The sequence below is a fragment of the Pararhizobium sp. genome (genome assembly GCF_035497515.1).
Lineage (GTDB): Bacteria > Pseudomonadota > Alphaproteobacteria > Rhizobiales > Rhizobiaceae > Pararhizobium.
Map to the genome: position 1 here is coordinate 69,151 of NZ_DATJDJ010000055.1, position 18,671 is coordinate 87,821.

Sequence of the window (18,671 nt, forward strand, 5' to 3'; positions counted from 1 at the left end):
ATCTACAGAACTTATACAAGTTTCTTCATTTTCTACAATGACCCGAAATCGTCTTTCGATCGGCGCTTCGAAACCAATCGCACGAAAATTCTATTGTTTGTTCACATTGAGAAACGGTCTATCTCCAAAAGGCGGCCTAGTGATTGCATAACCGATCTTTATATACGGACTTCGTCCGTCCTTCGGGCAACGCAACTTAGATGTCCCATCTCCCAAGACAGGAACATGTCATGAAAACCGCCAGCAATCATCGTCAGGCCGATTATCCGATCGAGCCAAACTTCCTCAACCGTTGGTCCCCACGCGCTTTCACCGCCGAAACCATTTCCGAAACCGAGCTCCTGACCACTCTCGAAGCCGGTCGATGGGCGCCGTCGGCCTTCAACTCGCAGCCCTGGCGCTTTGTTTACGCGCTGCGCGAGACGCCGGAATGGGACAAGATCTTCCCGATCCTCGTCGAGTTCAACCAGGGTTGGGCAAAGTCCGCCTCGGCGCTGGTCATCATGATCTCGAAAACGCATTTCGTCGCACCCGGTTCCGATGAAGCCAAGCTCTCACATAGCCACAGCTTCGATACCGGTGCTGCCTGGGGTGCAATCGCTCATCAGGCCCAGTTGCTCGGCTTCCAGGCCCATGGCATGACCGGCTTGCACTTCGACAAGGCCACCGAAATCCTCGGCCTTCCCGACGGCTACCGCGTCGAAGCCGCGGCTGCCATCGGCCGCCTCGGCGACAAGGCTCAGCTGCCGGATTATCTGCAGGCCCGCGAAGCCCCAAGCCCACGCCGGCCACTCTCCGAACTCGCCTTTAACGGCACGTTCAAGGCTGATTGATATTCCTCCGTCATGCTCAGCCTCGGCAGGGATGGCGGTGAAACAAAGTCATCAAAATGCAAATGGCGCCTTTCGGCGCCATTCTGTTTTCGCGGATATGCCTTCCGATCAGATATCGAGGTTGGCGACGTTCAGCGCATTTTCCTGGATGAAGTCGCGGCGCGGTTCCACCTCATCGCCCATCAGGCGCGAGAACAATCCATCCGCATCGGTTGCGTCGTTGACCTTGACCTGCAGCAGCGACCGCACGTTCGGATCGAGTGTCGTTTCCCAAAGCTGCTCGGCATTCATTTCGCCCAGCCCCTTATAGCGCTGCATCGACAGGCCCTTACGGCCGCTGGCGAAGATGGCGTCGAGAAGCGATCGCGGGCCGCTGATTTCCAGCGCGCCTTCCTTGCGGCGCAGGATCGGCGGAACGCCGTAGATTTCCTTCAGTCGCGGTGCCATCTGGTCGATATGGCGCGCGTCCTGCGAGCCGATCAGCGCCATGTCGAGCGACGCGACTTCCTTGACGCCGCGCACCATGCGTTCGAATTTCAGGCCGCCGTCGTCGGCGACCGCGACATGCCAGCCGCGTTCGGTTTCCTCGGCGATCAGATCCAGCCGCTTGGCAACCTCGGCGGCCGTCGCTTCCGACTGCGCCTGGTTGTTGTTCAGCTCCGGATTGAGCGCACCGGCGATTGCCGCCTGCTCGACGACCGAACGGCTGTAGCGCGAATGCAGGCCATCGACCAGCGAGCGCAGGCGCAGCGCGTCGACAATGACTTCGCGCAGATCCTGGCCGGCGCGCACCTCGCCGGACCCCAATTGCAGCGACGCATCCTCGAGACCCATCGAGATCAGGTAGTCCTCGAGCGCCTTTTCATCCTTCAGATACTGGGCCGACTTGCCGCGCGCCACTTTGTAGAGTGGCGGTTGGGCGATGTAGAGGTGGCCCTGCTCGATCAGTTCCGGCATCTGGCGGAAGAAGAAGGTCAAAAGCAGGGTGCGAATATGGGCGCCGTCGACATCGGCATCGGTCATGATGATGATCTTGTGATAGCGCAGCTTGCTGAGATTGAACTCGTCCTTGCCGATCGAAGTGCCGAGTGCCGTGATCAGCGTGCCGATTTCCTGGCTCGACAGCATCTTGTCGAAGCGCGCGCGTTCGACGTTGAGGATCTTGCCGCGGAGCGGCAGGATCGCCTGATTTTCGCGCGAACGGCCCTGCTTGGCCGAACCGCCAGCGGAGTCACCCTCGACGAGGAAGAGTTCGGATTTTGCCGGATCGCGCTCGGAGCAGTCGGCAAGCTTGCCGGGTAGAGACGAGATATCAAGCGCGCCCTTGCGACGCGTCAGTTCACGGGCCTTGCGGGCTGCTTCGCGGGCGGCTGCGGCTTCGATCACCTTGCCGACGAGAATCTTCGCATCGCCCGGATGTTCTTCAAGCCAGGTGCTGAGCGCTTCGTTGACGAGGCTTTCGACAACGGGGCGAACCTCGGAGGACACAAGCTTGTCCTTGGTCTGAGACGAGAATTTCGGGTCGGGAACCTTGACGGACAGAACGGCGGTCAGGCCTTCGCGGCAATCCTCGCCGGTGAGCGTGACCTTTTCCTTCTTCATAATGCCGGAACTATCGCCATAGGAGATGATCTGGCGCGTCAGGCCGCCCCGGAAGCCGGCCATGTGCGTGCCGCCGTCGCGCTGCGGAATGTTGTTGGTGAAGCAGAGCACGTTCTCGTGATAGCTGTCGTTCCACCACATGGCGACTTCGACGGTGATGCCATCCTTTTCACCACGAATGGCGACAGGCTTGGTCACCAACGGTTTCTTGGCGCGGTCGAGATAGGCGACGAAGGCCTCGAGGCCACCATCATAGATCATCTCTGTTTCGCGGATATCGGAATGACGCCTGTCGGTGAGCAGGATGCGCACGCCCGAATTGAGGAAGGCGAGCTCGCGCAGGCGATGCTCCAGCGTTCCGTAGTCGAACTCGATCATGGTGAAGGTTTCGCTGCTCGGCAGGAAGGTGACTTCCGTACCGGTCTCGCCATTGCTGTCGCCAATAGCCTTCAAGGGTGCGTCGGCAACGCCGTGGGTGAAGTTGATTTCGTGGATCTTGCCCTGGCGCTTGATCTTCAATTTCAGCTTGACCGAGAGCGCATTGACGACCGAGACGCCGACGCCGTGCAGGCCACCGGAGACCTTGTAGGAATTCTGGTCGAACTTGCCGCCGGCATGAAGCTGGGTCATGATGACTTCGGCCGCCGAAATGCCCTCGCCCGTATGGATATCGGTCGGGATGCCCAGCCATTGTCCGTAACGGTAACGGAACCATCGGCATTGAGCGTCACGGTAACGATGTCGGCATGACCGGCAAGCGCTTCGTCGATGGCGTTGTCCACCACCTCGTAGACCATGTGGTGCAGACCGGAGCCGTCGTCGGTGTCGCCGATATACATGCCCGGCCGCTTGCGGACAGCATCGAGGCCCTTCAGAACCTTGATGGAATCAGCGCCATATTCGGCATTCGCGCCGGTTTCGGTTTCAGGCAGATCGGTCATTCGGATATTGGTCTTTCCAGGTTTTCGTGCCACGTTTCGAGCGGTCCGATTCCGTGCGAATCAGACCTTGATGGCCTTCCCCGAATATAGGGATTTTGTCGATAGTTCCAAATCCCGCGCCGCCCGAAAGCGGCAGAAATCAGGGGATCATCACACTTCCTTATCAGGAAAGCGGGCTTTTTCCAAAACTTCTTCCAGAAGGCGGATAGTTTCGCTGGAGAGGCCGCGAATTCGCCCGGCCAGCCGGTTGGCAAACGCCGTATGGGCGGGCGACAATCCGGACGTGTCGAGCACCGCCTTCGGATCGGAAAGGGCGGCAAGCCCGAAGAGTTCGTCGGCATCGTCCCAGATCACGTTGAAGTAACCGGCCACCCGCTGCAGGAATTCGAAGCTTGGCGCGCCGCGCTTGCCGTGCTCGAGCGCCGAGAGATAGGCGGGAGAAACGCCGATGGCGGCCGCCATCTGCTTCTGCGAAATGCCCCTCTGCCGCCGCAGCCGGTGCATCGCCTCGCCGAACGGCGTCATGGCAGCATGCCCCTCGGCTTCGAGAGCCGTACATAGAGCGCGCCGTCGCCGCCATGATTGCGCGCCGCCGGCTCGTAGGACGAAATCAGCATGCGGAATTCCGGCAGTGCGAACCACATCGGCACCGCCCGCTTCAAAGCGCCGTCGCTGCCAAGCGACGTGCCCTTGCCGGTGATGACAAGCACATGCCTGAGGCCGCGGTCATGCGCCCGCATCAGGAAATGCAGCAGGAATCCATGCGCCTCGCTCTGGATCATGCCATGCAGGTCGATCCGCGCCTCGATCGCCAGATGTCCCTTGGCAAGCTTGCGCTTGACCGGCTTTTCCAGCGGATGATGGACGCGGGCGGGGCGCTTCAAAGGCTCCGGCGGACCAGCGCCAAAGGCTTCTGCCAGCGTCTTTATCTCGTTCATCGTCAACGGTATCGGCTGCACCGGCTTTTCCGGCTCGGGTTTCGGCTCCTCAAAGTCAGCAAGCTCCTCCATGCGGCCGGGAAGCGGGCGCGTGGTGCGGGCGACCTTGCCCCAGAGAATCCTGTCCTCGCCGCTGAGCGTCTTTCCCTTAGCCATGGCCATATCTTGCCGCTGCGGCCTTCGGAATGAAAATGAAAAAATCCGCATCGTTGCGCACGGCGCCGGCCAACCGCCCGGCCTCGTCGCCGGATCCTGTAAAGATATCGCCGCGCGCCGGGCCGACGATCGCCGAGCCCGTATCGAGCGCCAGCATTAGCCGGCGGAACGGCCGCCCGCCCTCGATCGAGGTCAGGCTGTCGCTCGAAATGAAGAAGGGCGTGCCGAATGTGTGGATCAAACGGTCGACGGCAAGCGAACGGCCGGGCTCCAGCGCCACCTTGGCGGCGGCCACCGGGCCAAGCCCGGTATCATCGACGGCCGCCTCGTGGAAGAAGATGAAAGACCGGTTGTGCCAGAGCACCTCATCAGCCTCGTCCGGATGGTCGTCCAGCCATTGCTTGATGGTCTGCATCGAAACGGTGGCCGCATCGATCTTGCCGCGATCGATCAACAGCCGGCCGGTTGCCGAAAAGTAATGTCCGGTCTTGCCGGCATAGGTGATCCGCGTCATCGATCCATTGGGAAAGACAAGGCGTGCAGCACCTTGCACATGCGCGAAAAAGACGTCGGTCTTGGATTTCGCATAGGCGATTTCCAGTCCGCGCCCCGCAAGATGGCCCTGCTCGATCGCCTTGCGATCCGGATATTCGCCGACGATACCATCCGTCATCCGGCCAAAGGCGAAATAGGGATCCATGCCCTCGGGCCGGTTGGTGTCATCGATATCGATGAGATCGTCCGGCCGGCGATAGAAGGGAAAGCGATAGATCTCGTCCTTCGTTGCGCTGACGAAAACTTCCGGCTCGAAGAAGGCCGTGACGAAACCGGGCTTGCCGTCATGGCGGATGATCTTGAACGGAACGAACTGCTCTTCGAAAAACGCAATCGCGCCAGCCGCATCCTTTTGACCGACATGGCGGGCCGCCTCATAGGCTGGCAAGAGGTCGGCGGAGGAGATGCCGAGGGAAGCCGTCTTGTGCGGCTTGACCTCAATAACCTGCCGGCGACAGCGCTCGATCGCGGACAGAAGCGGGGATGGATCGTCGGCATGCCAGCCGGGAAGGTCGGAAAAATCGACCCGTTGCAAATCGAAATCCATCGCCGCCAGTCCCGTGCCCCGTGGTCCGATCAGTTTTCCGATTCCGTCGCGATCAGCTTCCAGTTCGGATCGCGCGAGCGGGTATCGCGGGAGAAGGTCCAGAGATCGTTGACCTCGGAAACGGCTTCAGCATCGCCATCGACGATCGCGCCGGCCTTGTCATAAGTTGCCGAGATCAGCTGGCTGACGATGCGGATCGTGATGCTCGCTTCGCTGTCCTTGACCTCGACATGGACGAGATCCGCCTTCTCGATGCCGACGAATGTCGACTTGACGAGCTCGCCCTTGCCTTCACGATCGGAAATGGCGGCATCGAAACCTTCATAGACTTCCCGCGACAGGAGATCCTTCAGCCGCTTGCGATCACCATCGGCGAACGCCATGACGATCATCTCGTATGCCGCCTTGGCGCCGTTGACGAATTCCTTCGGATCGAAGCCCGGATCGGCGTCCGCCAGGCGGCGCAGACCCTCATTAAGCGGCGTGCCGGCCTTGGTGAACGCATCGATCGCAGCGTAGCGCGAAATCTCCTCGCCCGCTCCGTCGCGGCGTGGCAGTTGCACCACCTTGCCGGATGCTTCGGGGCCATCCGTCGCGTCACGCGGCGTATAGGGATCGACCGGCGGGCGTTCGTTGCCCGTCCTTTTGCCCAGGACGCTGCGCAGTTGGAGGAAGATGATCACCGCAGCGACCAGGAAAAACAATGTGACGAAGTCGAAAGAGCCCATTTCCACCCAGAACCGCTGTTAATATGCCGTGCGATCATCCCATATAGTCTGCATGGCACGATCATTCAAATGGCTATATCACTTCTTTGCAATTGCCGGTCCTGATCGGGCCCTGCTTATTTCACCCTGAATGGAAACCATGCGCGCCTTGATCATACCCATCCTTTTCCTGCTGATGCCGCTTGCGGAGATCGCCGCCTTCATTTTCGTCGGCCGCGAGGTCGGCGTCGGCAAGACGCTTTTGCTGGTGCTGGCCAGCGCGCTGATCGGCGCGGTGCTCCTGCGGATCCAGGGTTTTGGCGTCTTGAGGAAAATCCAGCAGGCGTCACAGACCGGTGCCGATCCCGGCCGTCAGCTGGTGCATGGCGTCATGATCGTGATCGCCGCCTTCCTGCTGATCATTCCCGGTTTCATCAGCGATATGCTCGGCCTCTTGCTCTTCATCCCGGCGGTCCGTGATCTCGGATGGTCGCTGGTGAAGAGCCGGCTGACGATCGTCACATCCGGCGCCCGCCCGTTTTCGCGCGGACCGCAACCGGATCAGGGCGCATGGCGTCGCTCTTCCGGCTCGCAGGTCATCGATCTCGACGACGACGAATTTTCGCGCAACGAAGGCCGCGGAAAAACCGATCCGAACCAGCGCGACCGGTTGAAGTGACGGCGGGTGGCCGGGTTGTAAGGCTTCCCGCGAAATGCTAGATGGCCTCAACAATTCATGTCCGAAGGAAAAGGCCTTATGACCGATACCGCAACCACACCGAATGGCGGCGCCGCCGAAAGCCCGTCCCTGAATATCCTGGCCCAGTACATCAAGGACCTCTCCTTTGAAAACCCGGGTGCGCCGCGTTCGCTTCAGGCGCGCGACAAGGCTCCGGCGATCAATATCAACGTCAACGTCAACGCCAATCCGCTGTCGGAAGCGGAATTCGACGTCATCCTGACGCTGAACGCGGAAGCCAAGGATGGCGACAAGACCGTGTTCAACGTCGAACTCGCCTATGGCGGCGTCTTCCGCGTCACTGGCTTCCCGCAGGAACACATGCTGCCGCTGCTCTTCATCGAGTGCCCGCGCCTGCTCTTCCCGTTCGCCCGTCAGATCGTCTCCGACGCGACGCGCAACGGCGGCTTCCCGCCGTTGATGATCGACCCGATCGATTTTGCCCAGATGTTCACGCAGCGCATGGCTGAAGAGAAGGTTCGTTCGCAGGTTTCCGCGAACACGAACTGATCCCTTTCTGTTTTGGCGATCGTTTTGATGCCCGGTCCTCGACCGGGCATTTTTATTTCGACGAGGCGTATTTTCCCCAGATGGCCTTTTCACCCATCGTGGCGACGAGCGCCGCATGCGCATCGCTTTCCTGCTGGGTCAGCCGCGAGGCCAGGGGATGCGGCCGCTGGCCGGCCACGACGATAACCTCGTCGGCGTCCGCCGCCTGGCCCCCTCCGTCGCCGCTCTGCAGACCGAACGTCGTCTGACGTCCGCCGATCAGCTCGATATAAACTTCGGCCAGCAATTCGGAGTCGAGAAGAGCGCCGTGCTTGGTGCGGTGCGAATTGTCGACGCCATAACGGCGGCAGAGCGCATCGAGCGAATTCGGTCCCATCGGATGCTTGCGGCGGGCGAGCGCCAAGGTATCCGTGACCATATCGTTGGTGACCGGCGGCAGTCCGAGCCGCGCGAATTCAGCATTGATGAAGCCCATGTCGAAGGTCGCGTTGTGCGCCACCCAGCGGGCATCGGCGAAAAATCCGATGAGTTCGTCGACGATTCCGGCAAAACTCGGCTTGTCCTTCAGGAATTCGTCGGTGATCCCGTGGACGGCCAGCGCATCAGGATGGACCTGGCGATCGCCGGGATTGATGTAGACGTGAAAGGTGCGACCGGTCGGAAAGTGATCGTCAAGCTCGATGCCGCCGATTTCGATGACGCGGTCCTGCTTGTTGTCGAGGCCGGTCGTTTCCGTATCGAAAATGATCTCGCGCATCATGACCCCTTTTGCTGTATCAATGTCCGGACGATCGCCGCCACCTGGGCGCGGGCCGAATCAAATCCGTGGCCGGTATCGATGACATAGTCCGCTTTCGCCCGTTTTTCAGCATCCGGAACCTGGCGCGACAGGATGAGCGCGACTTTTTCCGCTGTCATCCCCGGTCTTTTCATCACGCGCTCTCTCTGGATCTCCGCATCGCAGGTGACGACGGCGACTGCATCGACGCGGTCCTGCCCCTTTGTTTCGTACAACAACGGAATATCGAGCAGCACGAGCGGTGCATCGGCGGCCCGATGATGGGCTAAAAATTCCCTCTCCTTTTCGCGCACCAGCGGATGAACGATGGCTTCGAGCGTCTTGAACAAAGAAGGATTGGCTGCAAGCTGGCGGGACAGTTCCGCCCTGTCGACCTCGCCATCCTTCGTGCTTCCCGGAAAGGCCGCCTCGATCGGCGCCACCGCATCGGCGCGGTAGAGCGCATGCACCACCGCATCGGCATCGTTCACGGGAACCCCAAGCTCGGCGAACATCGCCGCCGTGGTGGACTTGCCCATGCCGATCGATCCGGTGAGACCAAGAACGATCATGCGTGGCTGGCCATGTCGTCGATGATGATTTGCCGCAGGGTCGCATCCACGGTCGGACGGCGGCCGAACCACTTTTCAAAACCGGGCGCCGCCTGATGCAACAGCATGCCAAGGCCATCGACGATCGTGAAACCCTGCTCTTCGGCTTGTCGAAGCATCGGTGTCTTCAGGGGTACATAGACGATATCCGTCACGATGCTGCCGGTTCGCATCCGGGTGAAGTCTATCTGTGGAACCTCCGTCCCGTCCATGCCGAGCGACGTCGTGTTGATGAACAGGCCGGCATCCTGCATCACCTCCGCCAACGCCTCCATCGGCTGCGCATGCACGGCCGGACCAAACCGATCGGCAAGTTCCTGCGCCCGCGCGGTCGTGCGATTGACAACATGGATAGTTTCCAAGCCGCGATCCCGTACGGCCTGGATGATCGCCCGGCTCGCACCGCCGGCGCCGAGCACGACGGCGGTGGAACACTGATTCCATCCCGGCGCACGTTCATCGAGATTGGCCGTGAAACCGTGACCATCGGTATTGGTCGCGTGGACTTGCCCGTCCTCGACCCAGAGTGTGTTGGCAGCGCCGAGTTCGGTGCTCAATTCATCCGGCCGATCGGCGAGCGCGTAAGCCATTTCCTTATGCGGGATGGTCACATTGCCACCGATGAAACCCGAAGCGCCATCTCTAAGCGCGGCGATGAAATCGGAAAACGCCTGCGGCGATACTTCCTGCGCCCGGTAACTTCCCTCTATCCCGAGCTGCTTCAGCCAATAACCATGGATCAGCGGCGAGCGCGAATGCTTGACCGGATAGCCCGTGACGAAGGCATGGTTAACAAATGTTTCACGTGAATCACGCATCGATCTCTCCCAGTTCCCGGAGCTTGGCAAGAAGCGGCAACATCGGCAAACCGATGATCGTGAAGTAATCCCCCTCGATCCCGTCGAACAATTGAATCCCCTCCCCCTCCAGCTGATAGGCCCCAACACTCGACAGCGCCTTGTCGCCGATACGGCTGAGGTGCCGGTCGATGAAATCGCTGGTCAGTGGTCGCACCGACATCTTCGCGGACGACACGTGTTTCCAGATGACGGCGTTATCCCTGGTCAGGGCGATGGCGCTGTTCAGCTGGTGGATCGCACCCGAGAGCGACAGCAGATGCCGGCGCGCCTCATCCATATCCCTCGGTTTGTGATAGACGCGAGCCCCAAGCGACATGGTCTGATCCGAACCGATGACGATATGGCCGGGAAATGACTGGCCGACATTCTTCGCCTTGGCTTCAGCAAGGACAAGCGCGACCTCTTCCGGCGACAGCTTCTGTTCCTCGACCTTGGCTTCGATCACACGCTCATCAATATCGGCAGCCTTCGCCTGATAGCGGATGCCGGCATTGTCGAGAAGCATACGACGGAACGGGCTCGCCGAAGCAAGAATGATGGAGCCTGTCATAATCTTCAAATCCTGATGTCTGACTCGCCTTAGAGCGCTTCATTGCTAAATGGAAGCTAATGAAGCGCTCTAGCGCAGGCGCGGTCTGAGGGCAACGATCGCCGCCGCGGTTTCCTCGATCGAGCGGCGCGTCACATCGATCATCGGCCAGTTGTTACGGGCGCAGAGCGAGCGCGCATATTTCAGCTCCTCGGCGATCGAGGCGCGATCGACATAATCCTCGGCGCGAAAACTGTGCGAGGCCGTTCCGAGAACCCGGTTTTGCCGAACTTGAGAAATCCGGTCCGCCGTCGCGATCAGGCCAACGATCAGCGGTTTGGTCGCCTCCATCAACCGCTCCGGCAAGGGCACACCGGTAACGATCGGAATGTTCGCCGTCTTGATGCCGCGATTGGCGAGGTAGATGCTGGTCGGTGTTTTCGACGTTCGGCTGATACCGACCAGAACGACATCGGCATCGTTGAAATCCGCCGGCAACTGTCCATCATCATGATCCATGGTGAAGTTCAGGGCGTCGATGCGGGCGAAGTAGCCGGCATCCATCACGTGCTGCGCGCCCGACCGCCGCCGCGATGTCGCCCCCAGATAGGACTGGAAGAGATCGATGATCGGCTCCAGCACCGAGACGCAGGGCAGGCCCATCTCCTTGCAGGTCGCATCGATGATATCGGCAAGCTCCCGATCGACGATCGTATAGAGAACGATCCCCGGCGCGCCATCGACCGCCTCCATCACCTGCATCAGCTGCTTGCGATTGCGGATCAGCGGATAGACATGCTCCAGCGCATGCGACGACTGGAACTGCGCCGCCGCCGCCCGGCCCGCAGCGATCAGCGTCTCCCCGGTCGAATCGGAGATCAGATGCAGATGGAAATAGTTTTTGTGGTTCTCCACGCTATTCTCCGAGGGCTGTTGATAAACCGGGACGGCCAGAGCTAAGGACGGAGCGGGCGCGAAGGCAAGGGGAAAACCGGCGAGTTATTCACAATCTGGATTCTCGGGAGAATGGATTCAGAGGCTTGTGGAGAAGACTCATCAACGCCGCCGACGCGGATATTATCCACAGCTGATCCACAGCAAGACATCGATGCTGTTGCGATCTCAAGATTTTGAATCCAAAAATCTTTCCGGATATTTCCCCGCTCCACTCTGTCGCATGGCAAAATCAGTTCAAGGATTCTATTGAACGGCCATGCATGTGGAAAAGAGTCGGATGGCGTTTAATCCGTGATAGTCACAGACTCTAAGAAATAGAAACCTTAGATATAGATATCTTTTATAATGGGAGAACGTGTCCGGTGACTGCGCAAAGCCGCAAGGTGCTTCAGGTATTGAAGGGTGAAACCCTCACGCCTCCCCCCGTCTGGTTGATGCGTCAGGCTGGCCGATATCTTCCCGAATATCGCCAGACACGCGCCACGGCCGGAAGCTTCCTCGATCTCTGTTATTCGCCGGAACTGGCTGTCGAAGTGACGCTTCAGCCAATCCGCCGTTATGCTTTTGACGCAGCCATCCTGTTCTCGGATATTCTCGTCATTCCCGATGCCCTGAAGCGCAATGTCCGCTTCGAGGAAGGGCATGGACCACGGATGGATCCCATCGATGTTTCCGGCATCGACAGGCTCGACGTGAAACCCGTTTCGGATCACCTGAAGCCGGTTATCGAGACGGTCCGTCGTTTGCGCCGTGAATTGCCTGAGGAAACCACCCTGCTCGGTTTCTGCGGCGCGCCCTGGACTGTCGCCACCTATATGATCGCCGGCCACGGTACGCCCGACCAGGCCCCTGCCCGTTTGTTCGCCTACCAGCATCCGGAAGCCTTTGAGCGGCTGCTGGCGTTGCTTGCCGAAGTCTCCGCCGATTATCTCGTTGAGCAGATCGATGCGGGTGCCGATGCGGTGCAGATCTTTGATTCCTGGGCAGGAGTTTTGGGCGAGGACGAGTTTCAGCGTTATGCGGTGAAGCCCGTGCGCAGGATGATCGACAGCGTTCGCGCGCGACGCCCGGATGCCAAGATCATCGCTTTTGCGAAAGGCGCCGGTATCCTGCTCAAGGATTATCGCCAGGGAACGGGCGCCGACGCGATCGGCCTTGACTGGTCCGTGCCGCTTTCCTTTGCCGCCGAACTGCAGAAGGATGGTCCGGTCCAGGGCAATCTCGATCCGATGCGGGTGGTTGCCGGCGGCAAGTCGCTGGATGAGGGTATCGACGCGATCCTCGATCGTCTTGGCCATGGGCCGCTGATCTTCAATCTCGGCCACGGTATCACGCCGCAGGCGGACCCGGCTCATGTCACGCGTCTTGTCGAGCGCGTGCGCGGAGGCGGTCGATGAGCGAGCGCCAGACGGATGCGCGGCCGGGCAAAAGGGCGCGCCGGCGGGCGTTCATTGCGATCGCCCTGTTTGTCGGCCTTTTAGGTTGCCTGTTCGTCCGGCAGCCCGACAATCTCTATCTCTGGATCAAGGCGCTGCACATCATCGCGGTCATGTCCTGGATGGCAGCTCTCCTCTACATGCCGCGCCTGTTCATCTATCACACCGATGCCGTGCCGGGATCGGAGCAATCCGAAACTTTCAAGATGATGGAAATGCGTCTCCTGAAGGTCATCATGAACCCGGCGATGATGATCACCTGGGGGCTCGGCCTATACCTTGCTTGGAGCGTATACGGGTTCCAAGGCGGCTGGCTGCACGCGAAACTGTTTCTCGTCGTGCTCCTGACCGGCGTGCATGTCATGTTCAGCCGTGCGGTGCGTGCCTTTGCACGGGATGAAAACACCCGCAGCGCCCGTTATTGGCGGTTGATGAACGAGGCACCGACGCTGCTAATGATCCTCATCGTCATCATGGCGGTGGTGAAACCTTTTTGATCAGATGTCGTTGTTGAAAGGAAACTTCCGGTAATTACCGTAAACCCCTTGCGGCGCATCACATGAATCGCTACTTTCCCGCAATCTCCTCTTTCGTGGCATGTGTAAACGTTACGAGCCTGCCCTTTCCCCAGCAGCTCCCCTTACATCAGACACGCCGTTTTCCATTTCGAACTGCAAATGTGGTCCCCCTTCATGGCTGAAATGAAGCTACAAGAACTCAAGAACAAATCCGCGACCGATCTCCTGGCCTTTGCCGAGCAGGTCGAGGTCGAGAATGCCAGTGTCATGCGCAAGCAGGAACTGATGTTCGCGATCCTGAAAATGCTGGCAAGCCAGGACGTCGAGATCATCGGCGAAGGTGTCGTCGAAGTGCTGCAGGACGGCTTCGGCTTCCTGCGCTCGGCCAATGCCAACTACCTGCCAGGCCCCGATGACATCTACATCTCGCCCTCTCAGATCCGCCGCTTCTCGCTGAAGACCGGCGACACGGTCGAGGGTCCGATCCGTGGTCCGAAGGAGGGCGAACGTTATTTCGCGCTTCTCAAGGTCAACACGATCAATTTCGAGGATCCGGAGAAGATCCGGCACAAGGTTCATTTCGACAATCTGACGCCGCTCTATCCGAACGAGCGCTTCAAGATGGAACTCGAGGTTCCAACCTCGAAGGATCTCTCCGCGCGCGTCATCGACCTGATCGCCCCGCTCGGCAAGGGCCAGCGCGGCCTGATCGTCGCGCCGCCGCGGACCGGTAAGACCGTTCTCCTGCAGAACATCGCCCATTCGATCACCGCCAATCATCCGGAATGCTACCTGATCGTCCTCTTGATCGACGAGCGGCCGGAAGAAGTCACGGATATGCAGCGCTCGGTAAAGGGTGAAGTCGTCTCCTCCACCTTCGACGAACCAGCGACCCGCCACGTCCAGGTCGCCGAAATGGTTATCGAAAAGGCCAAGCGCCTCGTCGAACACGGCCGCGATGTCGTTATCCTGCTTGACTCGATCACCCGCCTTGGTCGCGCCTACAACACGGTTGTACCGTCATCCGGCAAGGTCCTGACCGGTGGTGTCGACGCCAATGCCCTGCAGCGCCCGAAGCGCTTCTTCGGCGCGGCGCGTAACATTGAAGAAGGCGGTTCGCTGACCATCATCGCCACCGCGCTGATCGATACGGGCAGCCGCATGGACGAAGTCATCTTCGAAGAGTTCAAGGGTACCGGCAACTCGGAAATCGTGCTCGACCGCAAGGTCGCCGACAAGCGCATCTTCCCGTCGATGGATATTCTCAAGTCCGGCACGCGCAAGGAAGACCTGCTGGTTCCGCGCCAGGACCTGCAGAAGATCTTTGTTCTTCGCCGTATTCTTGCTCCGATGGGAACGACCGACGCGATCGAGTTCCTGATCGACAAGCTGAAGCAGACGAAGACCAACGGCGATTTCTTCGATTCGATGAACACCTGATTGGATCGGCAATGTCGAAGCGAAGCCCAGGCTCAGCCTGGGCTTTTCTGTTTTTAGCCGGATTCAAGTCCTGGTTTTTTTTGGCGGGCCGCTCAGGATCAATTCCGATGTCCCTGGGTCTGCGGAAATGCGAAGATGGATCATGACCAATACGATGACAGACACGATCTATGCCCTGTCGTCCGGTGCCCTTCCCGCCGGCGTGGCCGTCATCCGCATCAGCGGACCGGCGACGGCGCATATGCTGCGGTCACTCTGCGGCTCGGTGCCGGGGCCGCGCCAGGCCACCTTGCGATCAATTCGAAATCGAAACGATGACGTCCTCGATCAAGGTCTCATTCTCTATTTCAAGGCGCCCGCCTCCTTCACCGGAGAAGACTGTGCCGAACTGCAGGTTCACGGCGGCCGCGCGGTCGTGGATGCGATCCTCACCGAGCTTTCAGACTTCCCGGGGTCGAGACATGCCGAAGCCGGCGAGTTTTCTCGGCGGGCCTTTCACAACGGCAAGCTCGATCTTGTCGAAATCGAAGGCCTCGCCGACCTCATTTCCGCCGAAACCGAGATGCAGCGCCGGCTGGCGCAGGAACATTCGAGCGGCAATCTCTCGGCACTCTACCGGGGATGGGCGAAACGGCTGACACATGCCCGGGCGATGATCGAGGCCGAACTCGATTTTGCCGATGAAGACGATGTTCCCGGATCGGTCGCCGATCGCATCTGGGCGGATATGCGCAGTCTGAGGGAAGAGATCACAGAACATCTTGTCGGGGCCGGTATGGCCGAGATCATCCGCGATGGCTTGAAAATCGTCATTGCCGGCCAGCCGAACGCTGGGAAATCAAGCCTGCTGAACCGGCTCGCCCGTCGCGATGTTGCAATCGTCACCGAGATTGCCGGTACAACCCGGGATGTCCTGTCGGTAGATTTATCCTTAGCCGGATTCAATGTTCGGCTTTATGATACGGCCGGCCTTCGTGAGACGGAGGACCGTGTGGAACAGGAGGGAATTCGTCGCGCCCATATGACGATCGAGCAGGCAGACGTCATTCTTTTGCTCGCGGACGGACCTGATGACTTTGCTTCACTGGCACAATATGAGGGGCTGAAGCCAGTTTTGCGGGTGGGAACGAAGATTGATCGGAACCCGGTTTTGTGGGATAAGGCCGTCGCTGACGTGCTGATCTCAACAGTCACCGACGAAGGCCTCGATCAACTGGTCGGCCTGCTGAAGCGTTACCTTCCCGATCTGTCGGCGAAGAATGCAATGGCGCTGCCGTCACGCAGGCGACACGTGAATTGCCTCGAGCAGGCTCGGTCAGCAATCGATATGAGTTTGGCGCAATTTAATAGCGGGCTCGATATTCAAGCCGAGTACCTGCGACAGGCCGGCGATGCGCTTGGGCGAATTACCGGCCGCGTCGATGTTGAAGATCTCCTCGATGTGATCTTCTCGGAATTTTGCATCGGCAAATAGAATACAACGTGAGCGAGTCTTGGCAGGTGTTTCACGTGAAACGATTCGGCTACGGAACTACCGTGATGGAGACGGTTTGGTATGATTGATTATGATGTCATTGTGATTGGTGGCGGACATGCGGGTTGCGAAGCCGCCAGTGCCGCTGCACGGTTCGGTGCGAAAACCGCGCTTGTCACGCATAAGCGCGAAACGATTGGTGTCATGTCCTGCAATCCTGCCATCGGCGGATTGGGGAAAGGTCATCTCGTTCGTGAAATCGACGCAATGGATGGTTTGATGGGGCGTGTCGCCGATGCCGGTGGCATTCAGTTTCGCCTGCTCAATCGACGAAAAGGACCTGCCGTTCGCGGGCCGCGGACGCAGGCTGACCGAAAGCTGTACCGTCTCGCGATGCAGGCGGAAATTCATTCAATTCAGAACCTGGATGTCATTGAAGGCGACGCTTTCGATTTGACGCTGGACAATGGCCGTGTAACCGGCGTTGTTCTAGCGTCCGGTCGCAGGATATCGTCTGGCGCCGTGGTTTTGACGACCGGCACATTTCTGCGTGGCCTGATTCATATTGGCGACCGTAAGATTCCCGCTGGTCGCGTCGGGGAAGACCCATCGCTTGGTCTGTCTGCCACACTTGAACGCTTCGGCCTGGCGCTTGGGCGACTGAAGACCGGAACCCCGGCGCGCCTGGACGGCAAAACCATCGATTGGTCCGCAGTGGGGCGGCAGGGTGCTGATGAAAACCCTGTGCCCTTCTCGTTCATGACCGATCACATCGTGAATCGCCAGATCGAATGTGGCGTCACACGGACGACCGAAGCGACACATAAAATCATCTCGGATAATCTCGGTAAATCCGCTATGTATTCCGGCCAGATCGAAGGTGTCGGTCCGCGTTATTGCCCGTCGATCGAGGACAAGATCGTCAAGTTTGGCGAGCGTGACGGCCACCAGATTTTCCTGGAGCCGGAAGGGCTGGACGATGACACGGTTTATCCCAACGGCATCTCGACCTCGCTACCGGCCGATGTGCAGCAAGCCTTTATCCAGACCATCCCGGGCCTTGAGACTGTCTCCATTCTGCAGCCGGGTTATGCGATCGAGTATGATCACGTCGATCCGCGCGAACTGTCGACATCGCTGGAGGTGCGCAAGATTCCGGGGCTGTTCCTTGCAGGCCAAATCAATGGGACGACCGGCTATGAAGAAGCCGGTGCCCAGGGGCTCGTCGCTGGCCTGAACGCCGCATTGCTTTGTGCCGGGAATCAGCCGTACATTTTCAGCCGTACGAACTCCTATATCGGTGTGATGATCGATGACCTGACATCGCGCGGCGTCACTGAGCCCTATCGGATGTTCACATCGCGCGCCGAATATCGGCTCTCCCTTCGAGCAGACAATGCGGACCTCCGACTTACACCCGAGGCGATCAAGCTCGGCTGTCTCTCGGCTGCGCGCTCCGCGAGGTTCCAGAAGTGGGTCGATGATATCAACGTAAATCGTGAGCATCTGAAGTCACTGAGCCTTACGCCGAGCGAGGGCCGCAGCTTCGGCCTGAAGCTGAACCTTGACGGACAGCGCCGCTCGGCATTCGAGCTCCTTTCTTATTCGGAACATTCTATCCAGTCCCTCAGTGTCGTCTGGCCTCAACTCGCGGAGATTGAGCCGAAGCTGGCGGAGGCACTTGAGATCGATGCGACTTACGCCGTTTATATGGATCGCCAGACCACTGATATTGCCGGCGTCCAACGCGAGGAAAACCGCATCATACCGGAGGACTTTGACTTTCAGTCGCTGTCCGGTCTTTCAAACGAGCTGAAGCAAAAGCTCATCGCCACCAGGCCGCGAAATCTCGCTCAGGCGATGAAGGTTGACGGCATCACTCCATCGGCGATATCGCTAATCCTCGCGCATATGCGGAAGAACGACCGCGTTTCGGTTGTGCACAAACGACAGGCGATTCAATGATTGCGAGTCCTCCCCGAGAGCTAAACGGATTGCGTGTTTCACGTGAAACGTCGGAACGGCTCGATCATTTCTCCGCCCTGTTTCAAAAGTGGGCCAAGTCCATCAACCTCGTCGCGCCCTCGACGTTAAGGGACCTTTGGCACCGCCACATCGGCGACAGCGCGCAAATCTACCAACTATCTCCGGGGCCAAAACGGTGGGTGGATCTGGGCAGTGGCGGCGGTTTTCCTGGCATCATCACCGCCATCTTTCTCGCTGAGCTGAACGATGGATGGGTTCATCTCGTCGAAAGCAACAACAAGAAGGCTGCTTTCTTGCGTGTTGCGCTGAATGAAACTGGGGCACGCGGCTCTGTGCATCCGATTCGTATCGAATCCGCGCCTGCTTCTATCCCCACCTGCGACGCCATCTCTGCGCGGGCGCTCGCGGATCTTCCCCTGTTGCTGGAATATTGCGCGCCGTGGATGACGATGGCTGGGAAACCGCGTGCATTCTTCCACAAAGGCCGGGATTATCAGCAGGAAGTCGACAAAGCCGTTGGCCGCTTTCAGTTTGATCTGATAAAACATACCAGC

18 protein-coding genes and 1 pseudogene are annotated in these 18,671 nt (G+C 59.2%); 9 read left to right on the plus strand and 10 right to left on the minus strand.

From position 1 onward, the window contains the following. Positions 1-230: 230 nt before the first annotated feature. Entirely contained in the window at positions 231-833 is a 603-nt protein-coding gene (locus tag VL202_RS06170; protein WP_325463263.1) for a nitroreductase family protein, read from the plus strand. 108 nt (positions 834-941) lie between these two features. Here VL202_RS06170 and gyrB read toward each other — a convergent pair. The 5 genes and pseudogenes from gyrB to VL202_RS06195 all read right to left on the minus strand — a co-directional run bounded on the left by gyrB (position 942) and on the right by VL202_RS06195 (position 6,300). Next, a pseudogene (gyrB, locus tag VL202_RS06175) lies at positions 942-3,376 on the minus strand (DNA topoisomerase (ATP-hydrolyzing) subunit B). 150 nt (positions 3,377-3,526) lie between these two features. Continuing rightward, positions 3,527-3,901: a helix-turn-helix transcriptional regulator gene (locus VL202_RS06180; RefSeq protein WP_325463264.1), complete on the minus strand. Its 375-nt coding sequence runs from the start codon at positions 3,899-3,901 to the stop codon at positions 3,527-3,529. Further along, complete coding sequence (locus VL202_RS06185; RefSeq protein WP_325463265.1) at positions 3,898-4,470, minus strand: Smr/MutS family protein; 573 nt, start codon at positions 4,468-4,470, stop codon at positions 3,898-3,900. Before VL202_RS06185 ends, VL202_RS06180 begins: the two co-directional genes overlap by 4 nt. Next, complete coding sequence (locus tag VL202_RS06190) at positions 4,463-5,572, minus strand: murein transglycosylase A (protein WP_325463266.1); 1,110 nt, start codon at positions 5,570-5,572, stop codon at positions 4,463-4,465. Before VL202_RS06190 ends, VL202_RS06185 begins: the two co-directional genes overlap by 8 nt. A 29-nt stretch (positions 5,573-5,601) precedes the next feature. Beyond that, complete coding sequence (locus VL202_RS06195) at positions 5,602-6,300, minus strand: Tim44/TimA family putative adaptor protein (RefSeq protein WP_325463267.1); 699 nt, start codon at positions 6,298-6,300, stop codon at positions 5,602-5,604. Positions 6,301-6,439: 139 nt separating this feature from the next. On the opposite strand from VL202_RS06195, the gene VL202_RS06200 reads away from it, so the two are divergent. Further along, positions 6,440-6,958: an FxsA family protein gene (locus VL202_RS06200; RefSeq protein ID WP_325463268.1), complete on the plus strand. Its 519-nt coding sequence runs from the start codon at positions 6,440-6,442 to the stop codon at positions 6,956-6,958. A 78-nt stretch (positions 6,959-7,036) separates the two neighbouring features. Beyond that, positions 7,037-7,528, plus strand: coding sequence for a protein-export chaperone SecB (gene secB / locus VL202_RS06205; RefSeq protein WP_325463269.1), 492 nt, complete (start codon positions 7,037-7,039; stop codon positions 7,526-7,528). A 52-nt stretch (positions 7,529-7,580) separates the two neighbouring features. On the opposite strand, the gene dnaQ is transcribed toward secB, so the two are convergent. The 5 genes from dnaQ to VL202_RS06230 form a co-directional block, all read right to left on the minus strand. After that, complete coding sequence (gene dnaQ / locus VL202_RS06210; RefSeq protein ID WP_325463270.1) at positions 7,581-8,285, minus strand: DNA polymerase III subunit epsilon; 705 nt, start codon at positions 8,283-8,285, stop codon at positions 7,581-7,583. Then, positions 8,285-8,878 carry a dephospho-CoA kinase gene (gene coaE / locus VL202_RS06215; protein WP_325463271.1) on the minus strand — a complete coding sequence of 198 codons (594 nt, stop codon included), beginning with the start codon at positions 8,876-8,878 and terminating at the stop codon, positions 8,285-8,287. Before coaE ends, dnaQ begins: the two co-directional genes overlap by 1 nt. Further along, positions 8,875-9,735 (minus strand): shikimate dehydrogenase, encoded by an 861-nt coding sequence (locus VL202_RS06220; RefSeq protein WP_325463272.1) that lies wholly within the window; start codon positions 9,733-9,735, stop codon positions 8,875-8,877. The genes coaE and VL202_RS06220 overlap by 4 nt, the downstream gene beginning before the upstream one ends. Next, positions 9,728-10,327 carry a Maf-like protein gene (locus VL202_RS06225; protein WP_325463273.1) on the minus strand — a complete coding sequence of 200 codons (600 nt, stop codon included), beginning with the start codon at positions 10,325-10,327 and terminating at the stop codon, positions 9,728-9,730. The genes VL202_RS06220 and VL202_RS06225 overlap by 8 nt, the downstream gene beginning before the upstream one ends. Before the next feature lie 69 nt (positions 10,328-10,396). Beyond that, positions 10,397-11,221 (minus strand): pyruvate, water dikinase regulatory protein, encoded by an 825-nt coding sequence (locus VL202_RS06230; RefSeq protein ID WP_325463274.1) that lies wholly within the window; start codon positions 11,219-11,221, stop codon positions 10,397-10,399. Positions 11,222-11,625: 404 nt separating this feature from the next. On the opposite strand from VL202_RS06230, the gene hemE reads away from it, so the two are divergent. From hemE to rsmG, 6 genes are all read left to right on the plus strand, one after another. Next, positions 11,626-12,660, plus strand: a complete 1,035-nt coding sequence (gene hemE, locus VL202_RS06235) for a uroporphyrinogen decarboxylase (protein WP_325463275.1) — start codon at positions 11,626-11,628, stop codon at positions 12,658-12,660. Further along, entirely contained in the window at positions 12,657-13,196 is a 540-nt protein-coding gene (gene hemJ, locus VL202_RS06240) for a protoporphyrinogen oxidase HemJ (RefSeq protein ID WP_325463276.1), read from the plus strand. The genes hemE and hemJ overlap by 4 nt, the downstream gene beginning before the upstream one ends. A 195-nt stretch (positions 13,197-13,391) precedes the next feature. Then, positions 13,392-14,657, plus strand: a complete 1,266-nt coding sequence (rho, locus tag VL202_RS06245; RefSeq protein ID WP_156392515.1) for a transcription termination factor Rho — start codon at positions 13,392-13,394, stop codon at positions 14,655-14,657. Positions 14,658-14,811: 154 nt separating this feature from the next. Further along, a complete protein-coding gene (gene mnmE, locus VL202_RS06250; protein WP_325463285.1) occupies positions 14,812-16,131 on the plus strand; it encodes a tRNA uridine-5-carboxymethylaminomethyl(34) synthesis GTPase MnmE in 1,320 nt (439 codons plus the stop codon). 81 nt (positions 16,132-16,212) lie between these two features. Continuing rightward, a complete protein-coding gene (gene mnmG, locus VL202_RS06255) occupies positions 16,213-18,096 on the plus strand; it encodes a tRNA uridine-5-carboxymethylaminomethyl(34) synthesis enzyme MnmG (protein WP_325463277.1) in 1,884 nt (627 codons plus the stop codon). Continuing rightward, the coding region (gene rsmG, locus VL202_RS06260) for a 16S rRNA (guanine(527)-N(7))-methyltransferase RsmG (protein WP_325463278.1) at positions 18,093-18,671 on the plus strand (579 nt) is incomplete at its 3' end. The genes mnmG and rsmG, both read left to right, overlap by 4 nt.